This window comes from Oceanicaulis alexandrii DSM 11625 (genome assembly GCF_000420265.1).
Taxonomy (GTDB): Bacteria; Pseudomonadota; Alphaproteobacteria; order Caulobacterales; family Maricaulaceae; genus Oceanicaulis; species Oceanicaulis alexandrii.
This window is the reverse complement of the sequence record NZ_ATUP01000001.1, coordinates 2,465,058-2,490,140: the sequence shown is the minus strand read 5'-3', so window position 1 is coordinate 2,490,140 and position 25,083 is coordinate 2,465,058. Positions and strand designations below refer to the sequence as shown.

Sequence of the window (25,083 nt, the reverse complement as noted above, 5' to 3'; positions counted from 1 at the left end):
GAAGGCTGACGCTTAGGCGCCCTCGCCCAGCGAGGCGCGCAAGCGCTCTTCAAAACGGCTGAGGCGCGCCGCGTTGGCGCCCAGATCAGACACGCCCACCCGGCTGACCGAGCGTGCGTCAATGCGCGACCCGCCCTCGTCCAGCGCGGTCACGCGGACCACCACATCATCCTTGAAGCCATACCAGAAACTGGTGTCGGTCGCTTCGAACATGCCCGCGGTTTCAGACTCCGTTCCGATTTTCCAGCCCAGATCCCGGGCGGTGTTGAGCGCCGCCTGATAGGCCAGTTCCGGCTCGACGCCGACGATGATCGGCTGGATGTCGGGATAGGCCTCGGCCTGAACCTCCGGCAGCGGACGTTCGGAGCGCGGATCAATCTTGGACTCGTAATCCACCGAATTGGCGTCCGGCCCACGCCGATCGATCAGGGCGGCGGAGAATTGCGGCGGGTTTTCAGTGTCCGTACTGATGTCGTGGATGGGGGGGATCTGGCTCGCCATCTCGCGCACCGACGCCGCATAGCCCAGACCGCCCGCGCCTACGGCGATCGCCAGCACCGCTGCGATCCAGCCGCCTGCGCCCGGCGCATTGGCTTTACCGAAGGCGATGCGATAGGCGATCAGCAGGATCAGGCTGATGACGCCCGCGCCCAGCGCGGCGAATAACAGCTTCGGCCCCCAGCCAAATGTCATCTGGATCAGACCGAACGAGTAATCCCAGAAGCCGAACCGGGTCCCGAGCCCCGCCGCTGCGAACCAGAGCGGCGTGAGTATGGCCAGCGCCGCCGTAAGGCCGATCACAATATGCCGAAGTGTGCGGAATGCCGAAATCATGACCAAGCCCCAATCGCCCTGAGAAAAAACGTCCGTCCAGTGTAGGCCGGGTGCGTTGCAGTTTTAAGGATAGAGTCGGCTCACCGACCAGCTTTCGCTCGCCTGTGGCCGTTCGAACACCATCCGGTCGTGCAGTCGGAAGGCCCGATCGCGCCAGAACTCGATCCGTCGCGGATCCAGCCGATAGCCCGTCCAGTTTTCAGGCCGCGGAATGTCGCCGATATTGAACTTGGCCGCGTATTTGGCCACAGCCTTCTCCAGCGCGAAGCGGCTTTCCAGCTTGTGCGATTGTTTGGACGCCCAGGCGCCGATGCGGCTGTCGCGAGCGCGGGAATTGAAATACGCGTCCGCCTCTTCATCGCTGACCTGGCTGATCGGCCCGCGCACGCGCACCTGCCGACGCAGGCTTTTCCAGTGAAAACACATCGCCGCGTTCGGGTTGGCCCCAAGCTGCAAGCCCTTGATGCTGTCGGTGTTGGTATAAAAGACGAAGCCGCGCGCATCGAACCCTTTCAAGAGCACCATGCGCACATCCGGCGCGCCATCCGCATCCGCCGTGGCCAGCGCGACGGCGTTGGGGTCGTTGGGTTCTTTCTTCTTCGCGTCTTCAAGCCAGTGCTCGAACAGAGCGAACGGATCCTCTCGCGCGAAGATGTCTTCGGGCGCATTGGCCTCGGCCTGTTCATAGTCTTGCTGGCTGGGGCTGGGCGGAATGACGGACTTGTCGCTCATAAGACGTCTCCTGACGGCCCCGACGGGCTTTGAGACCTCTCACCTAGTCAGCTTGGCGGTCAGGTCAACGATTCGACAATAAAACCCGTGTAATATGGGCAGTATGAGCGAGCCGCATGAAGCGATAGTCAAGGCGTACAAGGTTTTTGGCCTTGATGGCGACGAGGATTTCTCCGTCGTCCGTGACCGCTTTCGCGCTCTGATCAAGGATGTTCACCCCGATACCGCCGAGGGCGGCGATCCCCAGACCGTCGCCAAGCTCCAGCGCATGCTCAAGGCCTATGAGGTCCTGCGCCGCTTTGCGCCGCGCCGTCACGACATCACGATCACGCCGGAAGAAGCGCGCAAGGGCGGCATCCGCACCATCAAGATCCATGACCGCGAAGCGATGATCCGCATCCCGGTCGCGGTGAAGAACGGCACGGTCGTGGTGCCCATCGGCGATCCGCTCTGGCGCGTTCACATCAAGGTTCAGGATGTAATGGTCAACGCCGACCTCAACCAGCAGGGCGAGGCCGAACTCAAGCGTCTGGCGGCGATGAAGAAAAAGTTCGACGACACCAAAGTCGAGGAAGCCCAGGAAGATGCGGACGCGCACACCAATCTGCTGAAAGCGTTCTGTGACCGCTTCGTCAAAGCCTCACCCGCCGCCCGGTTCGCCAAATGGGTGCGCGGCGGCGGCAGCAACGCCGCGTGACGCCAGCGCCAAGCCCGCCTAGAGTGCTGCGCTTGTAACGGTTTCTGCTTGGCGTCTTTCCATGTCCCATAATTCCTTCGGTCACCTGTTCCGCTTCACCAGCTGGGGCGAAAGCCACGGTCCCGCGCTCGGCTGCGTCATTGACGGCTGCCCGGCGGGGATCACGCTGACGGAAAGCGACATCCAGCCCTGGCTGGAATTGAGAAAGCCCGGCACGTCTCGTCATGTCACCCAGCGGCGCGAAGCCGATGAAGTGAAAATCCTGTCCGGCGTCTTTGAAGACGAGCGCACAGGCGGTCAGGTCACCACCGGCGCGCCGATCTCGCTGATGATCGAGAACACCGATCAGCGCTCCAAGGATTATTCAGACATTCGCGACAAATGGCGGCCAGGCCACGCCGACTTCACTTATGACGCCAAATACGGCGTGCGCGATTATCGCGGCGGCGGGCGCTCCTCGGCGCGTGAGACCGCCGCCCGCGTCGCAGCCGGCGCGGTCGCGCGCAAGGTGCTGGGCGATAAGATCACGATCCGCGCCGCCCTCGTCCAGATCGGCGCGCGCAAGATCGACCGGTCACGCTGGGACTGGGATCAGGTGCGCGAGAACGACTTCTTCTGCCCGGACGCCGAAACCGCCAAACTCTGGGAATCCGATATGGATCAGATCCGCAAGGACGGCAGCTCGGTCGGCGCGCTGATTGAAGTGGTGTGCTCGAACGTGCCCGCAGGCTGGGGCGCGCCGGTCTATGGCAAGCTTGATGCAGACATGGCGAGCGCCATGATGTCGATCAACGCGGCAAAAGCCGTCGAGATCGGGTCCGGCCTTGAGGCCGCCGCCCAGCGCGGCGAGGACGCGGCGGATCAGATGCGCCTGGGACCGGACGGCCAGCCTGAATTTCTGTCCAATAATAATGGCGGCGTTCTGGGCGGCATTTCCACCGGGCAGGATGTGCTGGTGCGCGTGGCGATCAAGCCCACCTCCTCGATCCGCATTCCGCGCCAGACCCTGACCAGGGACCTTCAGGAAACCGAAGTGGTCACCAAGGGCCGTCATGATCCCTGCGTGGGCATTCGCGGCGTGCCGGTGGCCGAAGCCATGGCCGCCCTTGTGCTCGCCGATCACAAACTGCGCGCTGCGGCATATCGGTAAAAACTTGAAACCCCGGCCAGGCTCAGCGCAGAGCCGGGGCCTTCATCAGAATAGGGCGCTTCTCGCGGACCGAGGTCCCGGGTCTTCGCGATGCTCGCCCGGGAATTCAGCTCATCTACGCCTAAACACCGCCACGGATTCCACATGGCCGGTCCATTTGAATTGGTCGACCGGGGTGACGGGGCCCATCCGGTAGCCGCCCTCGATCAGGATCGCTGCGTCGCGGGCGAAGGTTGAAGGATTGCAGCTGATCGAGACGATCACGGGAACCTGACTGTCTGACAGACGCTCGGCCTGGGCCTTGGCGCCCGCACGCGGCGGATCCATGACCACCAGCGAAAAGCCTTCGAGTTCTTTGGGGGTGATCGGCTCCAACGCCAGATCGCGCACCCGCGCATCCACGGGCTTCAGCCCCGGCGTGCGCTGGGCGGCGCGTTGCAGAGCGCGCAGAAGGCCGCTATCGCCCTCAACCGCCAGCACCGGCATTGTCCGCGCCAGACGCAGGGCGAAGGCGCCGGCGCCGGCGAACAGGTCCGCCGCCTTGAACGGGCCTTTGCCCTCAAGGCTGTTCACCGCTTCATCCACCAGTCCCGCCAGCACGGCCTCGCCCTCGGCGGTGGCTTGCAGGAAACCGCCAGGGGATGGCGTGACCTTGGTGTCGCCGAACTTGACGACCGGCGCTGCAAACTCGATCAGCGGATCATCGCCAATGGTGACGCGGGTCCAGTTATACTTGCCCGCAAGCTCAGCACCCGCTTCGCGCAGATTGAGGCTGATTTCCTTGACGCCATGCACCGAGATGTCGAGGCCGGGCTGGCAATCAAGCGCGTGGATGTCGATCCGGCCCTTTTTGGGCGTCGCCACTTCGGCGAGTTTGCGCAGGCCGGGGATCGAGGCGCGCAGGCCGGGCGTCGCCACGGGGCAATCCGTAATGTCAGCGATCTTGTCGCCCGCGCGCTCGGCGAAACCCACCACCAGCTTGGCGCCGAAGCGTTGCGTATGCAGCGTCAGACGGCGGCGGCCTTCGCCATGGGCGTCCACCAGCGTACGCACTTCAGCCTGAACGTCGGCTTTATGGAGGGCATCCACCACAAGATGGCGTTTCCAGCTGCGATAGGCGCTCTCTTCAAAGTGCTGCAGCGAGCAGCCCCCGCAGCGTTCGGCCACCGGACAGAAAGGCTCGACCCGGTCCGGGCTGTGCGTCAGGCGTTCGAGCACGCGGCCGCGCTGGCCCTGAACCTCCACTTTCGCCGCCTCGCCGGGCAGCAATCCGGGGGTGAAGACAGGGCCGTCCATGACGGCGTCTCCGCGCGCGCCGAGGCTCTCCGCGATCAGGGTTTCAACATGGACGGGTTTGGGGGCGGTGGTGCGACGTCTGTTCATAGCCTTGCCAATGCCGGGCGCAGGCTGCGCGGTCAAGCGCGCAGAGCAAGACAAGCGCCCGCCCCTTTTCTGACAATACTGTTCATGTCCCGCTCAGCTTGGATTTTTTAAGGTTTGTTTACCAAGCGGGGATTCCCGCCGCAGCACAGGAAAGGGCCCAGCTCATGCGCCTGAAAACCCTCGCCGCTACATGCCTGTTGTCGACCGCCATCGTGGCGCCGGGCCTGCTTCTCGCGCCCTCCGCCTATGCCGCGGACGCCGCGATCACCAGTTTTGAACAAGAACGCCAGGAACGCCGCGCTGATCGACAGGAACGGCGACGCGAAGCCCGTGGCGACCGACGCGAACAGCGACGTGATGCGCGTGGCGGTCGGGGCGGCAATCGCGAAGAAGGGCGTCAGGAGCGCCGCCGGGAGGCGCGAGGCGATCAACGCGGCGAACGTCGCGAAGCGCGGCGTGAAGCCCGGCGCGAAGACCGTAGAGACGCCCGCCGCGAAGGTCGTCGTGAGGACCGCCGTGAGGCGCGGCGCGAAGATCGTCGGGAACACCGTCGCGAGGCGCGGCGTGAGGATCGCCGGGAACACCGCCGCGAAGTCCGGCGGGAAATTCGTCAAGACGCCCGTCGTGAAGCCCGACGCGAATACCGCCGGGATGTGCGGCGTGAGGCGCGCCGGGAGTATCGCCGGGACGTGCGCCGCGATGCGCGACATGATTATCGTCGCGACCAGCGCCGCTATTACAATCATGACCGCCGGGGCCATAACCGCTATAGCCCGCCGCCGCGCCGGGTCGTGCACTATTCGGTCAATCACCGCCCGTCCTATGGCCGCAACTGGCGCTATCATGACCGCTATCGCCATTATAACAGCCACCAGTTCTATTATACCGACCAGTTCTGCCGCACCGATGGCGACGCCCTGATCGCGGGCGCCCTGATCGGCGCGCTGTTCGGCGGCGCGCTGGGTGACGGCGATGGCGGCGCCTATCTTGCGGGCGGTCTGATCGGGGCGGGTCTCGGCGCATCGCTCAATGATTGCGACCGCGGCCAGTATCGCTACGGCCTGCATTCCGCCTTCACCACCGACCAGCCCTATTACTGGGCCAACCCGTATTCGGGCGTCCGCGGCGTGGTCCGCGCCGGCGATTACCATAGCTGGGGTCCGCGTCAGTGCCGCTGGGGGGATGCGGAAATCTTCCTGCCCAACGGTCAGGTCTCATACGATCGTGTCCGCATGTGTCAGGACAACTATGGCCGGTGGGAGGTGGCGCGCCGCCAGTAACCGCGCTTATGATTTCGCGTTCAGGCGCACACTCTCTCGCGCCTGAATGCTGTTTCGACCGGTCGCTCTAACCGGGTCGGGACGCCTGGATCCTGTGGGGACGGGATCCGGGGACAGGAACGGGCCCGCCATGGCTTTATGGCGGGCCCGTTTTGTCATCCGGCGTCTGCTTTTCCCTTCAGAAACAATAAACCATGCCCGTTCATCTAGCGCTCATGGCGGAGCGTGTAGGGTGTTGGCAACGTAACAAACCGGCGCTGCGGCGTCAGACTTGGAGGGTTTCCTCATGATCCGTTCGCGTTTTGCAGTCTCCGCCCTGACGGGCGCCGCCCTGCTTCTGCCGCTGGCCGCCACTGGCGCCCAGGCGCAGACCTATCGCAACAATTCAGCCTCCTCGGCCCCGCAAAGCTATGAGGCCTGCGTGGCCTCCCAGCGTAACCGCCAAGTGGCGGGCGCTGTGATCGGCGGCGTTCTTGGCGCGGTGATCGGCGCTGAAGTGCATGATGATCGACAGGACCGGGACCGCGAGCGCAATTATCGCGGCCGGGACCGTCATCGCGATTATTACGGGCGCGGCTATCGTCGCGGCGACCGCTATGACCGTGGACGCGGCTACAAGGAAGACGGCAATGACGGCGCGGTTCTGGCCGGCGCCGGTCTGGGCGCCCTCGCCGGCGCAGCCATTTCCGGCCGCGGCAATGGGTGCGAGCATCTGCGCAACGCCGGCTATGGCGGCGGCTATGATCAGGGCGGTTACGCCTATCCCGATCAAGGCTATCAGAACGGCGGCTATCAGAATAACGGCTATCAGGGCGGCTATGATCAGGGTTACGATCAGGGCTATGACCAGCGCACCTATCGTAGCTCCTCCGCATCGCAAGGCGAGCTTCTGGGCGGAGAAAGCTATGGCTATGACGAGCCGGCCCAGCCCTATCTCGATCAGCCCTACCAGCCGCAATCCCAGCCTGCCCCTCAGGCGCGCAGCTATACCGCCAGCTCCGGCGCTCCATCCAACGCCCAGCCGGGCGGCGCCTGCCGCAATATGGGCTCAAGCAATGGTTCTGTGACCTGGATGTGCCAGGGCGCGGACGGCGTCTGGCGCCCGGCCTCGACCTACTGATCCGAGACGGCCTTGGCGCCGTAGAACAGATATTCGCAGTTCCCGTCTCCTCCCCGGATAGGACTGCCAGTCTCCCGCTCGACCGGGACACTCGCCCGCGCCAAAAAGGCGCGGGCGTTTTCTTTGGCGCGATCCACCGCCGCCTCATCCTTCACGACGCCGCCCTTGCCCACATGCTTGGGGCCGACCTCGAACTGGGGTTTGAACAGCGCGATCAATTCCGCCTTCGGCGCCGCCAACTCCAGCGGACGGGCGAGCACTTTCTCAAGGCTGATGAAGCTGGCGTCACAGACCACGAGGTCCGGCGCCACGCCGCCGATCGAATCGAGCGTCAGCGTGCGGGCGTCGGTCGCTTCAAGGCTCAGCACGCGGGGATCGCCTTTCAGCGCCGCATCCAGCTGGTCGCGGCCCACATCCACCGCGATGACGTGCCGGGCGCCGCGCTCGAGCAACACCTGGGTGAAACCGCCCGTGCTGGCGCCCACATCCAGACAGACCCGCCCCGCCGGATCGACGCCGAACACATCCAGCCCTTCCACCAGTTTCAGCGCCGCCCGGCTGACATAGGGATGGGCGGCCTCCGCCTGCACCTCGGCGCCAGCAGGCACGGTCTGGGAGGCTTTGCGAAGCGCTTCGCCGTTGACGATCACCTTGCCCGCCGCAATCGCCGCCTGCGCCTTGGCGCGGGTGTCGAAATAGCCGTGCTCGACCAGAAATTTGTCTGCGCGCATGAAACCCTCATGATCAGGCGGCTGGTTTTATCCAAGTGCGGCGCAAAACCCAAATCAGCAGACTGGATGACCGCAGTCATGATTTGCGGCATATCTATGGGATGACCGGATTACGAGACACAAAGAAAGCCCGGGTGCGTCAGGCGCTCTATGACGCGGCGCTGACCCAGTTCCGCGAAGCAGGCTATGAAGACGCCTCCGTCGCCGCCATCTGCAAGGCGGCGGGCGTCGCCAAGGGCACGTTCTTCAATCACTTTCCCACCAAGGCGCATGTGCTGGCCGCCTGGTATGAAGACGCGATGCAGAACGCCGACCTCAAATCGGGGTCCCGCCAGGACCAGCCGCTGCTTCAGTCCTTTCTGATCATGGCGCAAAACGCTGTGACCTTCGCCCGGTCCGAACCCGTGCTCTGGCGCGCCAAGCATGCCTACGCGCCGCAGTCAGACGACATCCAGCGCAGTGAGCGTGAGATCGACCTTCGGGTCCAGACCCAGGCCAGCACCCTGATCAAAGCCGCCCAAGCGCGGGGCGAGATCCGCTCCGGGATTGATGCCGAAGCCCTGTCCGCCCTCTATGTCTCTGCCCTGACAGGCGTGATCCGCCAATGGTTGAACACTGGTGAGAGCTTTGACCTTGGGGCCGCGCTGGACGAGCGTATCAGCACCCTTCTGTCGCTGGCGGCCGCCTGATCGCTTGACAAAGGACGACGACCGCCTCAAAAGCTGACCGCGGTCATTTTTTGAGGCTCCCATGATGTTTCTTTTGATCAGTCTTGCTGTCGCGCTTCTGAGCAGCGCCCAGGGCGCCCACCCCATCTTTGCGGAAGACGGAGCGCTCGATGGCCGCGCGGAGGGCGTCTGGTACAGTCGGGAAAAGGGCTGGATCCTCGACATCAACGCGACCGGGATCACCCGCTGGCAGGACACCCCAGCAGGCTGTTACGCCAGCCCGGCGCCCGATGAGAGCACGCCGATGATGGGCCAGGTGGAATACCAGCTGTTCCGTCCGTCGCGCGACGGCCAGTCCATCCGCCTCAATTACCTGCCGGGCGACGCCTCGGCTTCTTTTGAGCGGCTGGACGCCCTGCCTCCGTCTTGCGGCGCAGAAGACCTGACCACGGAAACCGCAATCTTTGATGTTTTCGCCAGCGTGATGGCCCGGCATTACAGCTTCTTTGATGCGCGCGGCGTGGACTGGGATGCACAAATCGCGGCGGCTCATCCTCATGTGCAGGACGGCATGGGCGAAGCGGCGCTGTTGGCTGTGCTGGCAGGCCTTCTGGACCCGCTGGGCGATTCCCACACCAAGCTGATCGGGATGGTGGACGGTGAACCGCGCCGCGCCCAGGCAGGCCTTGGAGCCACCTTGCCGATGATCCGGAACGGCATGGGCGAAGGCGCTTGGCTCAATGGTCTTGTCGATCAGCTCTTCAACGACGTGCTCGACCCCGGCGCCGAGCTGATCGCCGACCGGGTGATCGTGGGCGAGATCACGCCCGAAAGCGGCGCGCCGATCGGCTACATCCAGATCTTCACCATGGGCGGCTTCACCACTGAGCACACGCCGGGAAGCCTTGAATGGTCACAGGCCGAGCTTGCCGCGCTCTCTGACATTCTTGATGACGCCCTCACCCGGTTTGCGGACCATCAGGCGATCATTCTGGACCTGTCCAACAATCGCGGCGGCTATGACGCCGTCACCCGCGCCATTGCGGCCCGCTTCACTGATGAGGCGTTTCTCGGCTATCGCGTCAGCGTGCCCGGCGCGCCCGAGGCGACGGAAGACTATGAGATCACGCCCCATGACGGCGTGCGCTTTACGGGCCCGGTCTATGTGATGACCAGCGATGTGACGGTGTCGGGCGGGGAGATCACCACGATGATGCTACGTCAGCTGCCCAATGTGATTCAGGTGGGCGGCGTTACGCGCGGCGCGTTCAGCACGCCGCTCGCCAAACCCTTGCCCAATGGCTGGTATCTGGAACTGTCCAACGAAGTGTTTGAAGACGGGTCAGGCGCCGTATTTGAAGGCCGCGGCCTTCCGCCCGCCATCATGGTCGACATCTATCCCGAGGCCGCCCCCGTCGCCGGCCATAGAGCTGCGATCGAGCGCGTGGTCGGGATGATCGAGGGCGGTTAAGCCGGCTCGATCACCGCCTCGACCGAACGCCGCAGCGAGCGCGGCGCCGCGGGGCCTCTGCCGACGCGCAGCAGCAGGTTGGGGCGCCGCCCCGGCGCGCCCATCAGGGCGGCCAGTTCAGGGCGCAAGGACGCCACTTCCACGGGCTGGTTGAGATAGGCGGTCTTGAGACCCAGCACTGTGGCTTCCAACTGCAGGCGTTGAGCGGCGCGCCCGGCCTCCATCCAGCCGCGCGGCGAGTTCTCCTCCGCCATCAGGGCGATCAAACCGCCGCTGCTCTCGATCTGGCGGGCGATCTTGGCGTTCTCGGCGTCTGCGGTGAACACCAGACCAAACAGGCGCCGCCCCAGCCAGCCGGGCAATTGCGGATTGCCAGAGGACGCCGCGAACAAGCCATCGCGCAAACGCGCCGCCTCCGCCTCGTTAAAGCGGATCCAGTCGCGCAACTCCCTCACAAAGGCAGGGTCTGCGATCTGGGCGCTATTGCCTTGGATGATCAGCTCCGTCAGCCGCGTCTTGTCCGCGGCGCCGTCAAAAACGGTCGCGGACACCTGACCGCCTTGCTCGACCGCTGCGATCAGCCGGGCGCGCTCCTCAGCGCTCAGCGCCGAGCCGGCATACTCCAACCGCGTGCACTGGCGCTGCGGGATGACGTCAAACCGGGGCGAGGCTTCAGCGGCGCCGGAGGCCAGCGCCACAGACAGCCTCTCGCCCTCCATGTCGACTTCGCCTCCCAGACCCGATGCGCGCGCAGCAAGGCTGAGATTTTCCGCCGCGCAGCCCAGCGAGGCGAACAGGTGATGATCATCGGGGTCCACGACCGGCGTACGGCGTGAAAAATCCGGCGACAGCTCGATCACAGGATCAGACACCGTAAAGCGCCAAGGCTGGGTGTTGTGCCCGCTCGCCGCCAGACTGGCGTATCGCACCAGCTGCTGGTGCGAGCGAGGAAAAGGCGCCGTGACGGGCTCCGCCGGGGCGCTCAGGGCTTCAGCAAGCGCGTCATAGCCCTCATCGCCGGACGAACAGGCCGTCGCTGCGCCGCCCAGCACCAATGCGCCCGCTGCAAAGCTCTGCCGACGCGTGATCGTGCGAGTTGAGCCTGAAAGACCGGTCCGCATGCAACCACCCTCCCGTCTTCACAGGCAAAGGGTCGATCATCATGGCAGGTCGCGTCAACGCAAAAGCCAGGCGCTGCGACGCTATGGCCCGGCCGGAAAGACCTCAGGCCAAAGCCGCCGCGGCGTCAGCCTGGCGGCCCAGCGCGTCCAGCACTTTCGCGGTGATGTGCTTGGCGTTCAGCCCTGCCGTCTCGTACATGGCGTAGGGGCTGTCCTGATCCTGGAACACGTCGGGCAAGGTCATGGTGCGGATTTTCAGCCCGGCGTCGAGCGCGCCGTCTTCGGCCAGGAAGTGCAGCACAAACGCGCCGAAACCGCCCACAGCGCCCTCTTCAATGGTGATCAGCACTTCGTGCTCGCGCGCCAGCTCACGGATCAGATCATGATCGAGCGGCTTGGCGAAGCGGGCGTCCGCTACGGTCGGATGAAGGCCATAGGCCGCCAGCTCTTCCGCGCTTTTGAGCACTTCGCCCAGACGCGCGCCGAAGGACAGGATGGCGACGCCGGAGCCTTCGCGCACGATGCGGCCCTTGCCGATCTCCAGCGGGATCAGTTCCTTGGGAATTTCAACGCCCAGACCCTCGCCGCGCGGATAGCGGAAGGCGCTCGGGCGGTCGTCGATTTCATTGGCGGTGGCGACCATGCGCGCCAGTTCAGCTTCGTCGGCGGCGGCCATCACCACCATGCCCGGCAAGGCGCCCATATACCCCACATCAAAGGAGCCGGCATGGGTGGCGCCGTCCGCGCCCACAAGCCCGGCCCGGTCGATGGCGAAGCGCACCGGCAGCGACTGGATCGCCACATCGTGGACGACCTGATCATAGCCGCGTTGCAGGAAGGTCGAATAAATCGCGGCGTACGGCTTGAGCCCTTCAGCGGCGAGGCCGGCTGCAAACGTGACAGCGTGCTGCTCGGCGATTCCGACGTCAAACGCCCGATCGGGGAAGCGCGCGGCGAATTTGTCCACGCCCGTCCCGCCGGGCATCGCGCCGGTGACGGCGCAAATCTTGTCGTCGGATTCGGCCAGCTGGATCAGCGCATTGGCGAAAACGCCCGTATAGCTCGGAGCGGCGGGCTTGGATTTCTGCTGCTCGCCGGTGATCACATTGAACTTGGCGACGCCGTGATACTTGTCGTCGGCGGCCTCGGCAGGGGCGTAGCCCTTGCCTTTCTGGGTCACCGCATGGATCAGGATGGGGCCTTCGCCCGCATCGCGCACGTTGCGCAGCACGGCGACCAGCTGGTCCATGTCATGGCCATCGATCGGACCCACATAGCGAAAGCCCATTTCCTCAAACAGGGTGCCGCCCATGGCCATGCCGCGCAGATACTCTTCAGCCCGGCGCGCATGCTCCTTCACGCCCAGCGCTTCAGCGACGCCTTTGCCCAGCTTGCGGATGGAGTTGTAGCTTTTCGAGCTGACCTGGCGCGCGAAATAATGGCTCATCGCGCCTACGGGCGGGGCGATGGACATGTCATTGTCATTGAGGATGACGATGAGGTCCTTGTTCATGTCCCCGGCATTGTTCATGGCCTCATAGGCCATCCCTGCGGACATGGAGCCGTCGCCGATCACCGCGATGACCTTGCGGCCTTCTTCATGCTTGAGGTCGCGCCCCACGGCGAAGCCCAAGCCCGCCGAGATCGAGGTCGAGGCGTGCGCGGCGCCGAACGGGTCGTATTCGCTTTCAGACCGCTTGGTGAAGCCTGACAGGCCGCCGCCCTGACGCAGGGTGCGGATGCGGTCGCGGCGTCCGGTCAGGATTTTGTGCGGATAGCATTGATGGCCCACATCCCAGATCAGAATGTCGCTGGGCGTATCAAACACATGGTGCAAGGCGACCGTCATTTCGACCACGCCGAGCCCCGCGCCCAGATGCCCGCCGGTCACAGATACCGCATCAATCGTCTCAGCCCGCAATTCGTCCGCCACGGCCTTGAGAAAGTCGAGGTTGCGGTTTTTAAGATCATCGGGAGACTCGATCTGGTCGAGATGCGGAGTGTCAGGCATGCGCCGTGTCCTTATTGTCTTCTTCTAAGCTAGGCGTCAGGACTGCCGGGCCAACACATAATCCATCAGCTCACGCAGCATATCAGCATCCTTGCCGAACGGATCGAGATGGGCCTTGGCCTGATCGGCCAGCCGCGCCGCCCGGTCCCGGGCGTCCGCGACGCCCAGTATGGAGACGAAATTGGCTTTTCCTTGACCGGCGTCCTTGCCGGTGCGTTTGCCCGTCAGGCTTTCATCCCCTTCGGCGTCCAGAAGGTCATCGACGATCTGGTAACATAATCCCAGGTCATGCGCGAAGCCTTCTAGCGCAAGCCGGTGCGCTCGATCCGCATGACCGATCAGGGCGCCCGCCTCGGCGCAGAAACTGATCAGGGCGCCGGTCTTCATCCGCTGGCACCGGGTGATGATCCCGATATCGGTTTCCTCGCCCGCCTCGACCGCCATGTCGATCATCTGACCGCCCACCATGCCGCGCGGCCCGGCGGCTTTCGCCAGCCGCATCACCAGCTCGGCGCGCACGGCGGCATGCTCATGGGTTTCAGGGTCCGCCAGCAGTTCATAGGCCTGGCTTTGCAAGGCGTCGCCCGCCAGAACGGCGGTCGCCTCGTCATATTCGCGATGCACAGTCGGCCGTCCGCGACGCAGGTCATCATCATCCATGCACGGCAGATCATCATGGATCAGCGAATAGGCGTGCACGCATTCCACCGCGCAGGCGGCACGCAGCAAGGCCCGCTCATCGCCGCCCACCAGATTGCCCGTCTCGATCAGCAAGAAGGGGCGCAAGCGCTTGCCCGGTCCCAGGGCCGCATAGCGCATGGCGGAAATGACGCGTTGCTCCGGCCCGTCCGGACGCTCAAGCAGCGCGTCGAGCGCCACCGTCACCCGGTCCGCGGTCTCGGTCAGATGGTCAGAGAATGCGCTCATGACACCCGCGCTCCGTTCGGCGCGTCGCCGTCTGCGTTCAGAAGCAGGATCGAGCCGTCGGCATCGGGTACGCCCAGCACCAGCACTTCAGAGCGAACAGGGCCGATCTGGCGCGGCGGGAAATTCACCACCCCCAGCACACGGCGGCCCACCAGCGTCTCGGGCGTGTAATGGTCGGTGATCTGGGCGGAGCTTTTGCGCTCGCCGATCTCCGGACCAAAATCGACCCACAGCTTGATCGCGGGCTTGCGCGCTTCAGGAAACGGCTCGGCGCGCACGATCGTGCCCAGTCGGATATCCGTCCTGAAAAAGTCCTCGGGCGCGATGTCGGGCTGTGCGGGGCCTGCGCTCATGGGATCAGTCCAGACCCGCCGGCTCGGCGGAGATCGCGCCGTCAGCGTCCACCACGATCTTTTCGACCTTGAGCTGGGCTTCTTTCAGGCGCGCTTCGCAATGCGCCTTCAGCGCGGCGCCGCGCTCGTACATGGCGATGGATTTTTCCAGCTCCACCTCGCCGCGCTCAAGCTGCGCCACAATGGTCTCGAGCTCTCTGAGCGCGGTCTCAAAGCTCATCTGGGCGATTTCGGCGGTGGGGGCGTCAGTCATCGCTACTGCCTTCTCATCGGGGAGGTCACGCTCCCACAATCGCGAAAGATCGCGCCGGATCAAGCCGCCAATGCGCTAGCGTTTCAGCTCATAGCGGCGCCAGGACCAGTATCCGTCACCGCCATCGCGCACGCAGGTCCAGCCCTGAGCCTTGAGTTGGGGGCGCAGCATGCGATTGAACCAGCCATGCGCGAATAGCGCCACGGCGCCGTCCTGAGAGGCTTCAACCAGCTTTTCCGCGGCGGCCGCCGCGCGCACTTCGGCCTGGGCCCGGCTCTCACCGTCGCGTGAAAAGCCCAGCCACCATGAACACCGTGCATAAACACCCCAGGTCCGCGCCTGCAGTTTCAAAGGCAAAGGCGGCGGCGGCAAGGGCGCTTCCACAAACAGGGCGTCATGCTCGATTGGCCGGTCGCCCACAGCCGCGCGGGCTGTTTCGATGGCGCGCGGCAGCGTGGAGGAATAGAGCGTTTTGGCCATCGCGGCCTGTTCAACAAGACTGTCCGGCGCGCTCTGGCCGGGTTTCAATCCGGCGCGATCATAAGCCGCCCACCAGTCCACATAGCCGCGCCAGTCCATACGCGCCCGACGGTCAGCGTCAGGCTCGCCATGGCGTGCGATAATGATGGGACCCGGCTGGGCCGGGCTGTCGGCTTTGGTCATGAACGGTCTTGAGCGATCTTGATGAATACGCGCCGCCATCCCTGCCTCGCCCAGGCCCGATGACGCCAGCTCCACGCCCCCCGTCGTGCGAGCGTCAGCTCCCATGAGTCAAGCGTGAGGGGAGTGGTACCCGCCCTCCCCCACAGAGACAAGCCGGGAAGACGCGCGCGTGTGCTAACAGGCCGATGCGGCGTTGCAGGACTGCGCCTGCGATCAATTGAAGGCCCGGCCGTGGCGCAGCGCTTCAGACATGCTGCCATAAATGATTCGGGCGAGGACAGGCGCCGCCCCGGCGATGCTCATCGCCGGGGCTTGTTTGGCCTAATGGCTGGGATCAATGCTCATGATCTTGACGCCTTCAGGGGCTTTGGGCTCCTCGGGCACGAAGAAGTCCGGCAGCAGCTCCTGTGACGGGTCGACGGCGAACTGATCAAGATCGGTGACGCCTTCGCTGACCAGGAAGCTGTCATCGATCAGGAAATTGCCGGTGAACTCGGACGCCGGCTTGGTGAGCACGCGATAGGCGGTCTCGGCCAGGATGTCGGGCTTGCGGCAATTCTTGAACGCCTCTTCACCCGCCAGCACATTGGCGATAGCGGCGGTGGCGACGGCGGTGCGCGGCCAGATGGCGTTCGCGGCGATCTTGCCCTTGAACTCGCCCGCCCAGCCCAGAATGCACAGGCTCATGCCGTATTTGGCCGAGGTGTAGGCCACGTGCGGGGCGAACCATTGCTCGCGCATGTCGAGCGGCGGGGACAGCGCCAGAATGTGCGGGTTTTCGGACTTTTCGAGGTAGGGCAAGCATTTCTGGGTCACCAGAAAGGTGCCGCGCGCATTCACCTGATGCATCAGATCCCAGCGCTTGATCGGCGTGTCCTTGGTGGGCATCGGGAAAATGGCGGAGGCGTTGTTGACCACGATGTCGATGCCGCCAAACGTCTCGACCGCCTTGGCGACGGCGGCGTCCACGCTCGCCTCGTCGCGGATGTCGCACACCAGCGGCAGCGCCTTGCCGCCCGCTTTCTCAACCGCTTCAGCGGCGGTGTAGATCGTGCCCGCCAGCTTGGGATGGGGTTGGTCGGTCTTGGCGGCGATGACGATATTCGCGCCGTCGCGTGCGCAACGCTCAGCAATCGCCTGACCAATGCCGCGGCTGGCGCCTGTGATGAAAAGGGTCTTTCCCTTCAAGCTCATAAAAATTCTCCCGCTCCTGGATGGAGCGGGAGAATAACAGCGTTATGCTCGAAAGGACAGGGCCTTTGAGACAGTGTCTGAGACCAAGAGTCTAGATCGGCCGCCAGACGCGCCAGCCCGGACAGGTCATGCCTTCCTCGCGGCGGCAGGAGGCGAAGGTGAACAGCACCGTCCAGGCCTTGCCCACCACAAGATCGCGATGCACATAACCGATCCCGCGCGAGGCGCGGCTGTCCAGCGAGGCGTCGCGGTTGTCGCCCATCAAGAACAGATGGTTCTCCGGCACGTTGAACGGCCCGACATTGTCGAGCGCCGCATTGTCGGCGCGCTCGTAAATCTCATGCACATTGCCGCCTGGCAGGGTCTCCAGATAGACGGCGGCCTCAACGGCCGCGCCCGCCCGGTCGCGATATTGAACCACGCCTTCAGGATCGCGCGGCACCAGCTCGTCATTGATGTAAAGGCGACCTGCGCGCATCTCGATCCGATCACCGGGCAGGCCGATGACGCGTTTGATCAGATTGATGCCCTGAGCGGGATCACGGACCACGACCACATCGCCACGTTTGGGGGTGGAGCCGAACAGGCGCCCCGACCAGTTGCCCGGCAGCACATAGCCAAGCCCCAGCGGCAAGGAATGACGCGAATACCCGTACGCGAATTTCGACACCAGAACGCGGTCTCCCACCTGAATGGCGGGCTGCATACTTTCTGACGGAATGTGGAAGGCGGCGAACACGAACGTGACCAGCACGAACCAGACCGCCACAACGCCCCCAAGGAAGCGGATTGTCTCACCCACTTCCGCAACCGCCTTGCCGCCGAAACGGCGTACTTTTTCATTCATTTCAGCTTTACCGCCGTTCCATAGGCGAGCACTTCCGCTGTGCCTTCCATGACCGCAGCAGTGGAAAAACGGAAGGTGACGACCGCATCCGCTCCCATTTCTTCGGCATGGCTGACCAACCGGCCCAGCGCTTGTTCCCGCGCCTCGGCCATCAGCTTGGTGTACTCGCTGACTTCGCCCCCGACCAGATTGCGCAATCCGGCCACAAAATCACGTCCAAAAAAACGTGCGCGAACCACGCTGCCGCGCGCAATCCCGATGACGGCTTCGACTTCATGGCCGGGAATATCGTCGGCCATGGTCACAAGCACGGGGGCGCGCGTCGCGGGATGTTCAGGGGTGTTGCTCATGGAAAGCCCTTCAAAACAAACCTGTTAACCCAGCAAATTGCTCGCGCCACAATCACACAGAGAAAGTTAAAGATTAACTCGCACCGGTCAGTTCACAATGCTTATTGGCGCCTGACAAGGCAGCGAGTGACAGGCTCTTCACTTGACGCAGCAGGAGTGACTGAGCTGAGTTATAAAGGTCACAGAATGAGCAGCAGACAGTTTGCGGAGTAAAGACATGGCCCCCACCGACACCCAGGGTGACGCCCCGACCAGCGCGCGCGATCAGAACGGGGACCGCATCCTGGCGGTGATCAACTACGCCTTGCTGCTTGTGGGGATCGGCAACGGTCTGACCGTGCTGATCGCCGCCATTCTCGCCTATGTGCGCAAGGATAACGCCGACCCGCTGGTGAAAAACCATTTCCAGTTTCAGATCCGGACCTTCTGGTACTGGCTGGCCATGGTGGTGGTCGGCTTGCTGACCTGGGTCTTCCTGATCGGCATGCTGATCCTGCTGATCGCCAATATCTGGCTGGTGATCCGGTCGGTGGTGGGGATGATCCGTCTTGTGGACGGACGTCCGCACTCTGACCCGACCGGGTTCTGGGTCTAGCGCCTAGGCGCTGGCCAGCACCGCTTCGCCCGGACCGAACACCGGATCATAGCCCAGCTTGATCTCACCCAAGAGGCCCGCCGCGCCGGCCAGCGCGGTCTGGGCGAAGATGTTGGCGATGGCGATGCGCGCCTGAGCGTAGCTCTCCTCGCCATCGGCTTCCTTGAGTTTGCGCTGCGCCGCGACGGCGCCCACGCAGAGCAGCCAGCCGCCGGTCACGTCGCCCGCCAGTTTGAGATAGGCCGTGGCGCCGGCGAGGCGGTCAGCGTCGCTGGCGTCCAGCATCCATTTGGTGGCGTCTTCCAGTGCGTCGCAGGCCGGTTTCAGGGCTTCGGCCAAGACCGGCAAGTCCGGGTTCGAACTGGTGATGCAATCCTCGACGGTCTGGCGCACATCCTCGATCAGTTCGGCCATGGCTGTCCCGCCATCGCGCGCCAGCTTGCGGCCCACAAGGTCGATCGCCTGAATGCCGTTGGTGCCTTCATAGATCGGCGCGATGCGCGCATCGCGCAAATGCTGGGCGGCGCCGGTTTCTTCAATGAAGCCCATGCCGCCATGCACCTGAACGCCCATGGACGCCACGTCCACGCCCATATCGGTGCACCAGGCCTTGGCGATCGGGATCATCAGGTCTTCGCGGCGCTTGGACCAGGCCTTCTCATCCGCGTCATCCATATGCTCGCCCAGATCGGCTTCGACCGCAGCGTGATAGCAAATGGCGCGGCCCGCCTCGATTTTAGCCTTCATCACCGCCAGCGTGCGGCGCACATCGGGATGATGAATGATCTCGTGCGGGCCATGATCGTCCATATTGATGGCGCGGCCCTGCTTGCGGTCCTGCGCGTAGGCGAGCGCTTGCTGATAGGCGCGCTCGGCGATGCCGACGCCCTGCACGCCCACATTCAGACGCGCCGAGTTCATCATGATGAACATCGCGGCCATGCCCTTGAACTCGTCACCCAAGAGCCAGCCTTTGGCGCCGTCATATTCCATGGTGCAGGTAGGCGAGCCGTGAATGCCCATCTTGTGCTCAAGCCCGATGGCCTGAAGCGTGTTGCGCTCGCCCGGTTCGCCGTTCGCATCGGGAATGAATTTCGGCACGATGAACAAGGAAATGCCCTTGGTTCCTGCCGCCCCGTCCGGCGTGCGCGCCAGCACCAGATGGATGATGTTGTCAGCGCAATCGTGTTCGCCCCAGGTGATATAGATCTTCTGGCCCGAAATCGCCCAGGAGCCGTCGCCATTCGGCTCGGCCTTGGTGCGCAGCGCGCCCACATCCGACCCGGCGCCCGGCTCGGTCAGGTTCATGGTGGCGGTCCATTCGCCAGACATGATCTTGCCCAGATAGAGTTCGCGCTGTTCATCGGTGCCCACGGCGATCAGGGATTCAATGGCGCCGAACGACAGCATCGGCCCCAGGCCGAACGCCATGTTGGACGATTGCAGCATCTCCATCAGCGCGCAGCCCAGCGCCTTGGGCAGGCCCATGCCGCCCATATCGGTTGAAAACTGCAGGCCTTGCCAGCCGCCCTCAACATATTGCGCATAAGCGTTCTTGAACCCGTCCGGCGTGGTCACGGCGCCGTCTTTCAGGGTGCAGCCCTGCTGGTCGCCGGTCCAGTTGAGCGGCGCCAGCACGTCATTGGCGAGCTTGGCCGCCTCATCAAGGATGGCGGGCGTCAGGTCGGAGGAGAATTCGGGAAACACTCCCGTCGCCTTTACGCTGTCCAGCGCAGCGATTTCTTCCAGGGCGAAGCGGATATCGCGAACCGGGGCGCGGTAGCTCATGGTGACTTCCCTTCCAGCAGGATCATTTGGTCCGAACATAGCGCGTTTGCTGCAAAGCGGGAGTCGCCCGGATGGGATTTGATCAGAGCGCTCGCATCACAGCTCTTTCCAACCTAGTCTCACAGGCAGAGGAGACCGGCTTATGACAGTGCTGCGCACGCTCACCCTCACGCTGATCGCAACTCTACTCAGCGCCTGCGTCTCGGCGCCCACGCTGGAGCCGGCGCGTTTGCCGCCCGGCGAGTGGCGGCTGGATCCAGCCCACGCCAGCACGCTCTGGCGCATCCGGCATATGGGCCTGTCCTGGTATACGGGGCGGTTCGACGCCATCGAGGCGCAGCTCAGCTTTGACGCCGACAGCCCGGAAGACGCCCGACTGACCGCCATTATCGAGACGGCCTCCCTCTCCACGGGCGATCCTGACTTTGACCAGACCCTGTGCGGCGCCAGCTGGTTTGACTGCGACGCCCATCCGCAGATCGTCTTTCGGTCTGAGCGGATAGAGGTGACCGGCCCGGACACCGGCCTGATCCACGGTCAGCTGACCCTGAAAGGGGTCACACAGCCAGCCGTTCTGGAAACACAGTTTTACGGCGGCGTCTTCAACCCCCTCGAAGCCCGTCAGGCCTTGGGGTTTGGCGCGGATATGACAATTAACCGCACTGAATTCGGGGTCGGACGGCTTCCCGGAAACCTGATCGGCGATACAGTGGTCATCCGTATCGAAGCGGAATTCCTTCGCGACCGAGGAGACTAAGCCATGTCCGCCACCACCACATCGCATCGCTATACGACTGTCGCCATCATCCTGCACTGGGTGATCGCGGCCATGCTGGTGTCCATGGTGTTTGTGGGCTGGTGGATGGAAGATCTCCGCCACGCCTTGCTCGACGGTACGGGCTCGCTGACGCTGACCCAGGCCGTCTATAACTGGCACAAGACGGCGGGTCTGATCATTCTCGTTCTGTCGCTGGCGCGGCTGGCCTGGCGCTTGACCCATAAAGCGCCGCCCCTGCCCGAAGGCATGAAACCCTGGGAGCGTTTCGCCGCGCAGTTCACTCATATCGCCTTTTACGGCGTCATGCTCGGCGCGCCGATCATGGGCTGGATCACGGCGTCGGCCTCAAGCTTCCCCTCCAAGCTTTTCAATCTGGACGGTTTGCTGCTGCCCCATTTGCCGGTGCCGCAAACCGAAAGCTTCGCCTCGCTGGCCGGGTCGGTCCATGGCGCCTCTGGCTGGGCGATCCTGATCCTGCTGGCGCTGCACGCGGGCGCCGCGCTGAAGCACCACATCCTGGACCGGGACGGCGTCCTGACCCGCATGATTCCGGGGCTGAACATTCCGCCGCAGACGGGTCGCGACTGACCCTTTCCAGTTCGGAAGCGGAGCTGTGCGCGGGCGACGTCTTGTGGCGCTCTCAGATCGACGTATCTGTACGGGCATGACGTTTCCCCGCTCAGGAGCATAGCCATGCGTCCCTTGTTCGCCCTCGCCCCGCTCGCCCTGCTGGTGACCACCCCCGCCCTCGCCCAGTCTGACGCCTGGATCGTGGATTACGACGCCAGCTCGGTGGGCCTTCAGACCGAGGTCTTCGGAACCACGATCCAGGGCGATTTCCCGCAATTCTCCGCTGATATTCGCCTCGATCCCGAGGACCTGTCCGACGCCCGCATTGAAGCGGTCGTGCAGGCGGGATCTGGCCAGCTTGACCCGACCGAACGCCAGTCCGACATGGAGGGCGAAGCCGGTCTGAATCCGTCTGAGCACCCCGAGATGCGCTTTGTGTCTGAGACAATCACGCGCGAAGGCGACGTCTACACAGCCCTTGGAACCCTGACCATCAAGGGCGTTTCGCAAGAGCAAGCGCTGACCTTCACCCTCGACATCACGGACGGTCGCGGCGTTGCGGATGGCGGTTTCACCCTCGCGCGCCGTGATTTTGGCGTCGGGGCTGGCGATTGGGGCGCCGCCGCCGCCCAGATTGATGTGCGGGTGCATATCGAGGCCGAGCGCGAAGACTAGCCTGATTGCACCGCCCGCTGACGAGCGCTACCTAACCGGCATGACACGCCCCAGCCCGCCCCCTGACACGCCGATCCTGCCGGCGGACGATCCAGATGCTCTGGACCAGGCCGCCCGGATCCTGAAGGCGGGGGGCTGCGTGGCCGTTCCGACCGAAACCGTGTACGGGCTGGCGTGCGACGCCACGAACGCGCAGGCGGTAGCGGGCGTGTATGAGGCCAAGGGACGTCCCAGCTTCAACCCGTTGATCTGTCATGTGGATACGCTGGAGCGCGCCAGAAGCCTTGTTCAACTGGATGATCAAGGCCTGGCGCTGGCCGAACGCTTCTGGCCCGGACCGCTGACGCTGGTGGCCCCCAAACGCACCCCCTCTCCCGTCAGCGAACTGGCGGCGGCGGGTCTGGACAGTCTGGCTGTGCGTTTGCCGTACTCAGACACCTTGCGCACGCTGGTCCAGCGTCTGGACGCGCCTTTGGCCGCGCCCAGCGCCAACGCATCCGGCACGATCAGCCCCACCACCGCCGAACATGTGAAAGACAGCCTGAACGGGCGCATTCACCTGATCCTGGACGGCGGCCCCTGCCCTGTGGGCGTGGAGAGCACCATCGTCTCTGTGCTGGATCCGGCTCATCCGGTGATTTTACGCCCGGGCGGGATCGCCAGGGATGCGCTGGAGGCGGTGATCGGGGTGATGCAGCGCCCGACGCCAACGAATCACAGTGCGCCGACAGCGCCCGGTCAGCTCACCTCCCACTACGCGCCGAACGCGAGTGTGCGCCTGAATGCAACCCAACCCCACAACAACGAGTCCTTTTTGGGGTTTGGCGCGCAACCCAAAAGAGAAGGCGTTGTATTTTTTGATCTTTCCCCAAGCGGTGACCTAGTCGAAGCGGCCGCGAACCTGTTTACTGGCCTGCGCTGGCTGGACAGAGTCAGCGATCGCATCGCTGTCGCGCCGATACCGGAAACCGGATTGGGCGAGGCGATAAACGACCGCCTCAGACGTGCAGCTGCAGAGCGTTAGAACAACTGCTCAAGGTTGTGTTCAGACTCTGGATGATAAGACGCAAGCTATGCAAAACGGTCTCTACATCGCCTCCTTCCGCACCCCGCTTGATGACGCCAAGGGCGTGATCATCATCCAGGACAGCCGCGTACTGGGTGGAGATTCGGGTATGTATTATGTCGGCAGCGTTTCGGGTCCCGAAAACGAGCTGCAGGTGAAGATGGTGGTCACCAATCACGACCCCTCCCGCCTGTCGGTCTTTGGTGAGTTCGACAAATTCGCCCTCACCCTGACCGGAAAGCGCGAAGGCGACGCCTATGTCTTCCAGGGCCGGGCGGACGCCGCTCCCTCCATGCGCTTCGAAGCTGTTCTGGAAAAAGCCGCAGATTAACCGCGGCGGACGTCTTTGGGCTCTTGTTCTACCCAATGCGGCGGTTGCACACTGCCCGTATGAGCACCGAAACCCTGACCGCCCTGAAAGCCGCCCTCGACCCCAAAGCGTGGAGCGAGGATCCTGATGAACTCGCCCCCCATGTGCGCGATTGGCGCGGGCGGTATCAGGGCGCGTCACCTCTGCTGCTCAAACCCTCCACCACCCAGGAGGTGAGCCGCATCCTCTCCATGTGCAATGAAGCCGGCGTGGCGGTGATCCCGCAAAGCGGCAATACCGGCCTGGTCGGCGGCTCGACGCCCCAGGGTGAAGTCGTGCTGTCGTTAAAGCGCATGAACGCCATCCGCGCCATCGACGCCGATAACGACTCACTCACCTGCGAAGCGGGCGCGATCCTTGAAAGCGTGCAAGGCGCCGCGAAAGACGCCGGCAAGCTGTTTCCCTTGTCTCTGGGCGCGCAAGGCTCGGCGATGATCGGCGGGCTGATCTCCACAAACGCAGGCGGCGTGCACGTGCTGCGCTATGGCATGATGCGCGAGCTGGTGCTGGGCCTGGAAGCCGTCCTGCCTGATGGCCGAGTCCTGTCTGACCTGTCGGGCCTGCGCAAGGACAATACCGGCTATGACCTCAAACAGCTCTTCATCGGCGCGGAAGGCACGCTGGGCGTGGTCACCGCCGCCACGCTGAAGCTGTTCGCCCGCCCCGCCTCCACCGCTGTCGCCATTGCGGCTGTCGAGAGCCCGGCTCAGGCGGTCGAGTTGCTGGGCCATATGAAAGACGCCACCGGATCGGTCGCCGCGTTCGAACTGATGCCGAAAATCGGGCTGGACCTCGCCGTCCATCATTTGCCCGGCGCGCGCCATCCGCTGGACTCAGACCCTGCCTGGACGGTGCTGGTCGAGCTTGTGAGCCCGGAAACCGATCGCGCCCAGTCGCTGATGGAAAGCGCGCTCGAAACCGCCTTTGAAAAGGGCCTCGTTTCTGACGCGGCGCTGGCGCAGACCGAAGCGCAAATGGCTGAGTTCTGGGCCCTGCGCGAAGGCATTCCCGAGGCGGAGAAAGCCCATGGCAAAGCCGCCAAGCACGATGTCTCGGTGCCCGTCTCGCGCATGGCCGCCTTTATGGAAGAAGCCACCGCCAAGGCCGAAGCCATGATGCCCGAAGCCCTGGTCATCGCCTTCGGCCATGTGGGCGACGGCAATGTTCACTTTAACGTCGCGCGCAAGACGCCCGGCTCAGGCGATGATTTCGTCGCCGCCTGCGCCCCGGTCACAGAAGCGATCTATGACCTGGTGGACAAGCATGGCGGGTCTATCAGCGCCGAGCATGGCGTCGGCGTGCTGAAACGCGCTGAGCTGGCGAAACGCAAACCTGTTGAAGTCGCGGTGATGCGCGCGATCAAGCAAACCCTCGATCCCAACGCCATCATGAACCCGCGGGTGATGCTGGATATAGGCTGAGCCTATAGCTCCGGCTGGTGAAATTTATTGGCGCC

Annotated in this window: 28 protein-coding genes; 13 read left to right on the top strand and 15 right to left on the bottom strand. The window is 64.1% G+C overall.

All coding sequences use genetic code 11. From position 1 onward, the window contains the following. Positions 1 to 12 precede the first annotated feature (12 nt). Positions 13 to 834: a DUF1499 domain-containing protein gene (locus G405_RS0111935; RefSeq protein ID WP_022701762.1), complete on the bottom strand. Its 822-nt coding sequence runs from the start codon at positions 832 to 834 to the stop codon at positions 13 to 15. Positions 835 to 897: 63 nt separating this feature from the next. After that, positions 898 to 1,566, bottom strand: coding sequence for a pyridoxamine 5'-phosphate oxidase (gene pdxH, locus G405_RS0111930; protein ID WP_022701761.1), 669 nt, complete (start codon positions 1,564 to 1,566; stop codon positions 898 to 900). A 103-nt stretch (positions 1,567 to 1,669) separates the two neighbouring features. On the opposite strand from pdxH, the gene G405_RS0111925 reads away from it, so the two are divergent. Both G405_RS0111925 and aroC read left to right on the top strand, forming a co-directional pair. Continuing rightward, positions 1,670 to 2,263, top strand: coding sequence for a J domain-containing protein (locus tag G405_RS0111925; protein WP_022701760.1), 594 nt, complete (start codon positions 1,670 to 1,672; stop codon positions 2,261 to 2,263). A gap of 61 nt (positions 2,264 to 2,324) precedes the next feature. Beyond that, positions 2,325 to 3,413, top strand: a complete 1,089-nt coding sequence (gene aroC / locus G405_RS0111920) for a chorismate synthase (protein WP_022701759.1) — start codon at positions 2,325 to 2,327, stop codon at positions 3,411 to 3,413. Between the two features lie 111 nt (positions 3,414 to 3,524). Here aroC and G405_RS0111915 read toward each other — a convergent pair whose 3' ends face one another. Together G405_RS0111915 and G405_RS17115 are read right to left on the bottom strand one after the other, a co-directional pair. Further along, positions 3,525 to 4,796, bottom strand: coding sequence for a class I SAM-dependent RNA methyltransferase (locus tag G405_RS0111915; protein ID WP_051143388.1), 1,272 nt, complete (start codon positions 4,794 to 4,796; stop codon positions 3,525 to 3,527). Positions 4,797 to 4,903: 107 nt separating this feature from the next. Next, complete coding sequence (locus G405_RS17115) at positions 4,904 to 5,506, bottom strand: hypothetical protein (protein ID WP_199285743.1); 603 nt, start codon at positions 5,504 to 5,506, stop codon at positions 4,904 to 4,906. Between G405_RS17115 and G405_RS17110 the strand changes: the two genes are divergently transcribed. Together G405_RS17110 and G405_RS17215 are read left to right on the top strand one after the other, a co-directional pair. Then, on the top strand, positions 5,486 to 6,076 hold the full coding sequence (locus G405_RS17110; protein ID WP_199285742.1) for a hypothetical protein: 591 nt from the start codon (positions 5,486 to 5,488) through the stop codon (positions 6,074 to 6,076). The genes G405_RS17115 and G405_RS17110 overlap by 21 nt on opposite strands. A gap of 286 nt (positions 6,077 to 6,362) precedes the next feature. Further along, the gene (locus tag G405_RS17215) at positions 6,363 to 7,196 is read left to right on the top strand and encodes a hypothetical protein (RefSeq protein WP_022701755.1); all 834 of its coding nucleotides are present in this window, start codon (positions 6,363 to 6,365) and stop codon (positions 7,194 to 7,196) included. Here G405_RS17215 and G405_RS0111900 read toward each other — a convergent pair. Then, entirely contained in the window at positions 7,190 to 7,927 is a 738-nt protein-coding gene (locus G405_RS0111900) for a TlyA family RNA methyltransferase (protein ID WP_022701754.1), read from the bottom strand. The two genes, G405_RS17215 and G405_RS0111900, sit on opposite strands and share 7 nt — an antisense overlap. Before the next feature lie 101 nt (positions 7,928 to 8,028). Between G405_RS0111900 and G405_RS15945 the strand changes: the two genes are divergently transcribed. After that, a complete protein-coding gene (locus G405_RS15945; RefSeq protein ID WP_156861493.1) occupies positions 8,029 to 8,616 on the top strand; it encodes a TetR/AcrR family transcriptional regulator in 588 nt (195 codons plus the stop codon). A gap of 61 nt (positions 8,617 to 8,677) precedes the next feature. Beyond that, positions 8,678 to 10,066 carry a S41 family peptidase gene (locus G405_RS15940; RefSeq protein WP_022701752.1) on the top strand — a complete coding sequence of 463 codons (1,389 nt, stop codon included), beginning with the start codon at positions 8,678 to 8,680 and terminating at the stop codon, positions 10,064 to 10,066. Here the strand turns inward: G405_RS15940 and G405_RS0111885 are convergent. The 9 genes from G405_RS0111885 to G405_RS0111840 form a co-directional block, all read right to left on the bottom strand. Beyond that, entirely contained in the window at positions 10,063 to 11,187 is a 1,125-nt protein-coding gene (locus tag G405_RS0111885) for an Acg family FMN-binding oxidoreductase (protein WP_022701751.1), read from the bottom strand. The genes G405_RS15940 and G405_RS0111885 overlap by 4 nt on opposite strands. Before the next feature lie 103 nt (positions 11,188 to 11,290). Further along, positions 11,291 to 13,198 carry a 1-deoxy-D-xylulose-5-phosphate synthase gene (dxs, locus tag G405_RS0111880; RefSeq protein WP_022701750.1) on the bottom strand — a complete coding sequence of 636 codons (1,908 nt, stop codon included), beginning with the start codon at positions 13,196 to 13,198 and terminating at the stop codon, positions 11,291 to 11,293. Between the two features lie 36 nt (positions 13,199 to 13,234). Beyond that, the gene (locus tag G405_RS0111875) at positions 13,235 to 14,125 is read right to left on the bottom strand and encodes a polyprenyl synthetase family protein (protein ID WP_022701749.1); all 891 of its coding nucleotides are present in this window, start codon (positions 14,123 to 14,125) and stop codon (positions 13,235 to 13,237) included. Further along, the gene (locus tag G405_RS0111870; RefSeq protein ID WP_022701748.1) at positions 14,122 to 14,478 is read right to left on the bottom strand and encodes a tRNA-binding protein; all 357 of its coding nucleotides are present in this window, start codon (positions 14,476 to 14,478) and stop codon (positions 14,122 to 14,124) included. The genes G405_RS0111875 and G405_RS0111870 overlap by 4 nt, the downstream gene beginning before the upstream one ends. 4 nt (positions 14,479 to 14,482) lie before the next feature. Beyond that, positions 14,483 to 14,731 carry an exodeoxyribonuclease VII small subunit gene (locus G405_RS0111865; RefSeq protein ID WP_022701747.1) on the bottom strand — a complete coding sequence of 83 codons (249 nt, stop codon included), beginning with the start codon at positions 14,729 to 14,731 and terminating at the stop codon, positions 14,483 to 14,485. A 75-nt stretch (positions 14,732 to 14,806) separates the two neighbouring features. After that, positions 14,807 to 15,499, bottom strand: a complete 693-nt coding sequence (locus G405_RS0111860; RefSeq protein WP_022701746.1) for a histidine phosphatase family protein — start codon at positions 15,497 to 15,499, stop codon at positions 14,807 to 14,809. 216 nt (positions 15,500 to 15,715) lie between these two features. Continuing rightward, positions 15,716 to 16,588, bottom strand: a complete 873-nt coding sequence (locus tag G405_RS0111850; protein WP_022701744.1) for an SDR family oxidoreductase — start codon at positions 16,586 to 16,588, stop codon at positions 15,716 to 15,718. A 91-nt stretch (positions 16,589 to 16,679) separates the two neighbouring features. Beyond that, on the bottom strand, positions 16,680 to 17,435 hold the full coding sequence (gene lepB, locus G405_RS0111845; RefSeq protein ID WP_022701743.1) for a signal peptidase I: 756 nt from the start codon (positions 17,433 to 17,435) through the stop codon (positions 16,680 to 16,682). Further along, on the bottom strand, positions 17,432 to 17,785 hold the full coding sequence (locus G405_RS0111840) for a YbjQ family protein (protein ID WP_022701742.1): 354 nt from the start codon (positions 17,783 to 17,785) through the stop codon (positions 17,432 to 17,434). Before G405_RS0111840 ends, lepB begins: the two co-directional genes overlap by 4 nt. A 217-nt stretch (positions 17,786 to 18,002) precedes the next feature. Between G405_RS0111840 and G405_RS15935 the strand changes: the two genes are divergently transcribed. Further along, positions 18,003 to 18,380 carry a DUF4870 family protein gene (locus G405_RS15935; protein ID WP_022701741.1) on the top strand — a complete coding sequence of 126 codons (378 nt, stop codon included), beginning with the start codon at positions 18,003 to 18,005 and terminating at the stop codon, positions 18,378 to 18,380. A 3-nt stretch (positions 18,381 to 18,383) separates the two neighbouring features. Here the strand turns inward: G405_RS15935 and G405_RS0111830 are convergent, their stop codons facing one another. Further along, positions 18,384 to 20,168, bottom strand: a complete 1,785-nt coding sequence (locus G405_RS0111830; protein ID WP_022701740.1) for an acyl-CoA dehydrogenase — start codon at positions 20,166 to 20,168, stop codon at positions 18,384 to 18,386. 142 nt (positions 20,169 to 20,310) lie between these two features. Between G405_RS0111830 and G405_RS0111825 the strand changes: the two genes are divergently transcribed. From G405_RS0111825 to G405_RS0111800, 6 genes are all read left to right on the top strand, one after another. Next, the gene (locus G405_RS0111825; RefSeq protein WP_022701739.1) at positions 20,311 to 20,925 is read left to right on the top strand and encodes a YceI family protein; all 615 of its coding nucleotides are present in this window, start codon (positions 20,311 to 20,313) and stop codon (positions 20,923 to 20,925) included. Positions 20,926 to 20,928: 3 nt separating this feature from the next. Continuing rightward, the gene (locus tag G405_RS0111820; RefSeq protein ID WP_022701738.1) at positions 20,929 to 21,534 is read left to right on the top strand and encodes a cytochrome b; all 606 of its coding nucleotides are present in this window, start codon (positions 20,929 to 20,931) and stop codon (positions 21,532 to 21,534) included. 105 nt (positions 21,535 to 21,639) lie between these two features. Beyond that, positions 21,640 to 22,191 (top strand): YceI family protein, encoded by a 552-nt coding sequence (locus G405_RS16630; RefSeq protein WP_022701737.1) that lies wholly within the window; start codon positions 21,640 to 21,642, stop codon positions 22,189 to 22,191. 40 nt (positions 22,192 to 22,231) lie between these two features. Beyond that, the gene (locus G405_RS0111810) at positions 22,232 to 23,215 is read left to right on the top strand and encodes an L-threonylcarbamoyladenylate synthase (RefSeq protein ID WP_022701736.1); all 984 of its coding nucleotides are present in this window, start codon (positions 22,232 to 22,234) and stop codon (positions 23,213 to 23,215) included. Between the two features lie 49 nt (positions 23,216 to 23,264). Then, positions 23,265 to 23,588, top strand: coding sequence for a GrlR family regulatory protein (locus G405_RS0111805; protein WP_022701735.1), 324 nt, complete (start codon positions 23,265 to 23,267; stop codon positions 23,586 to 23,588). Positions 23,589 to 23,647: 59 nt separating this feature from the next. Further along, positions 23,648 to 25,048, top strand: coding sequence for an FAD-binding oxidoreductase (locus G405_RS0111800; protein WP_022701734.1), 1,401 nt, complete (start codon positions 23,648 to 23,650; stop codon positions 25,046 to 25,048). The last annotated feature ends 35 nt before the right edge of the window (positions 25,049 to 25,083 follow it).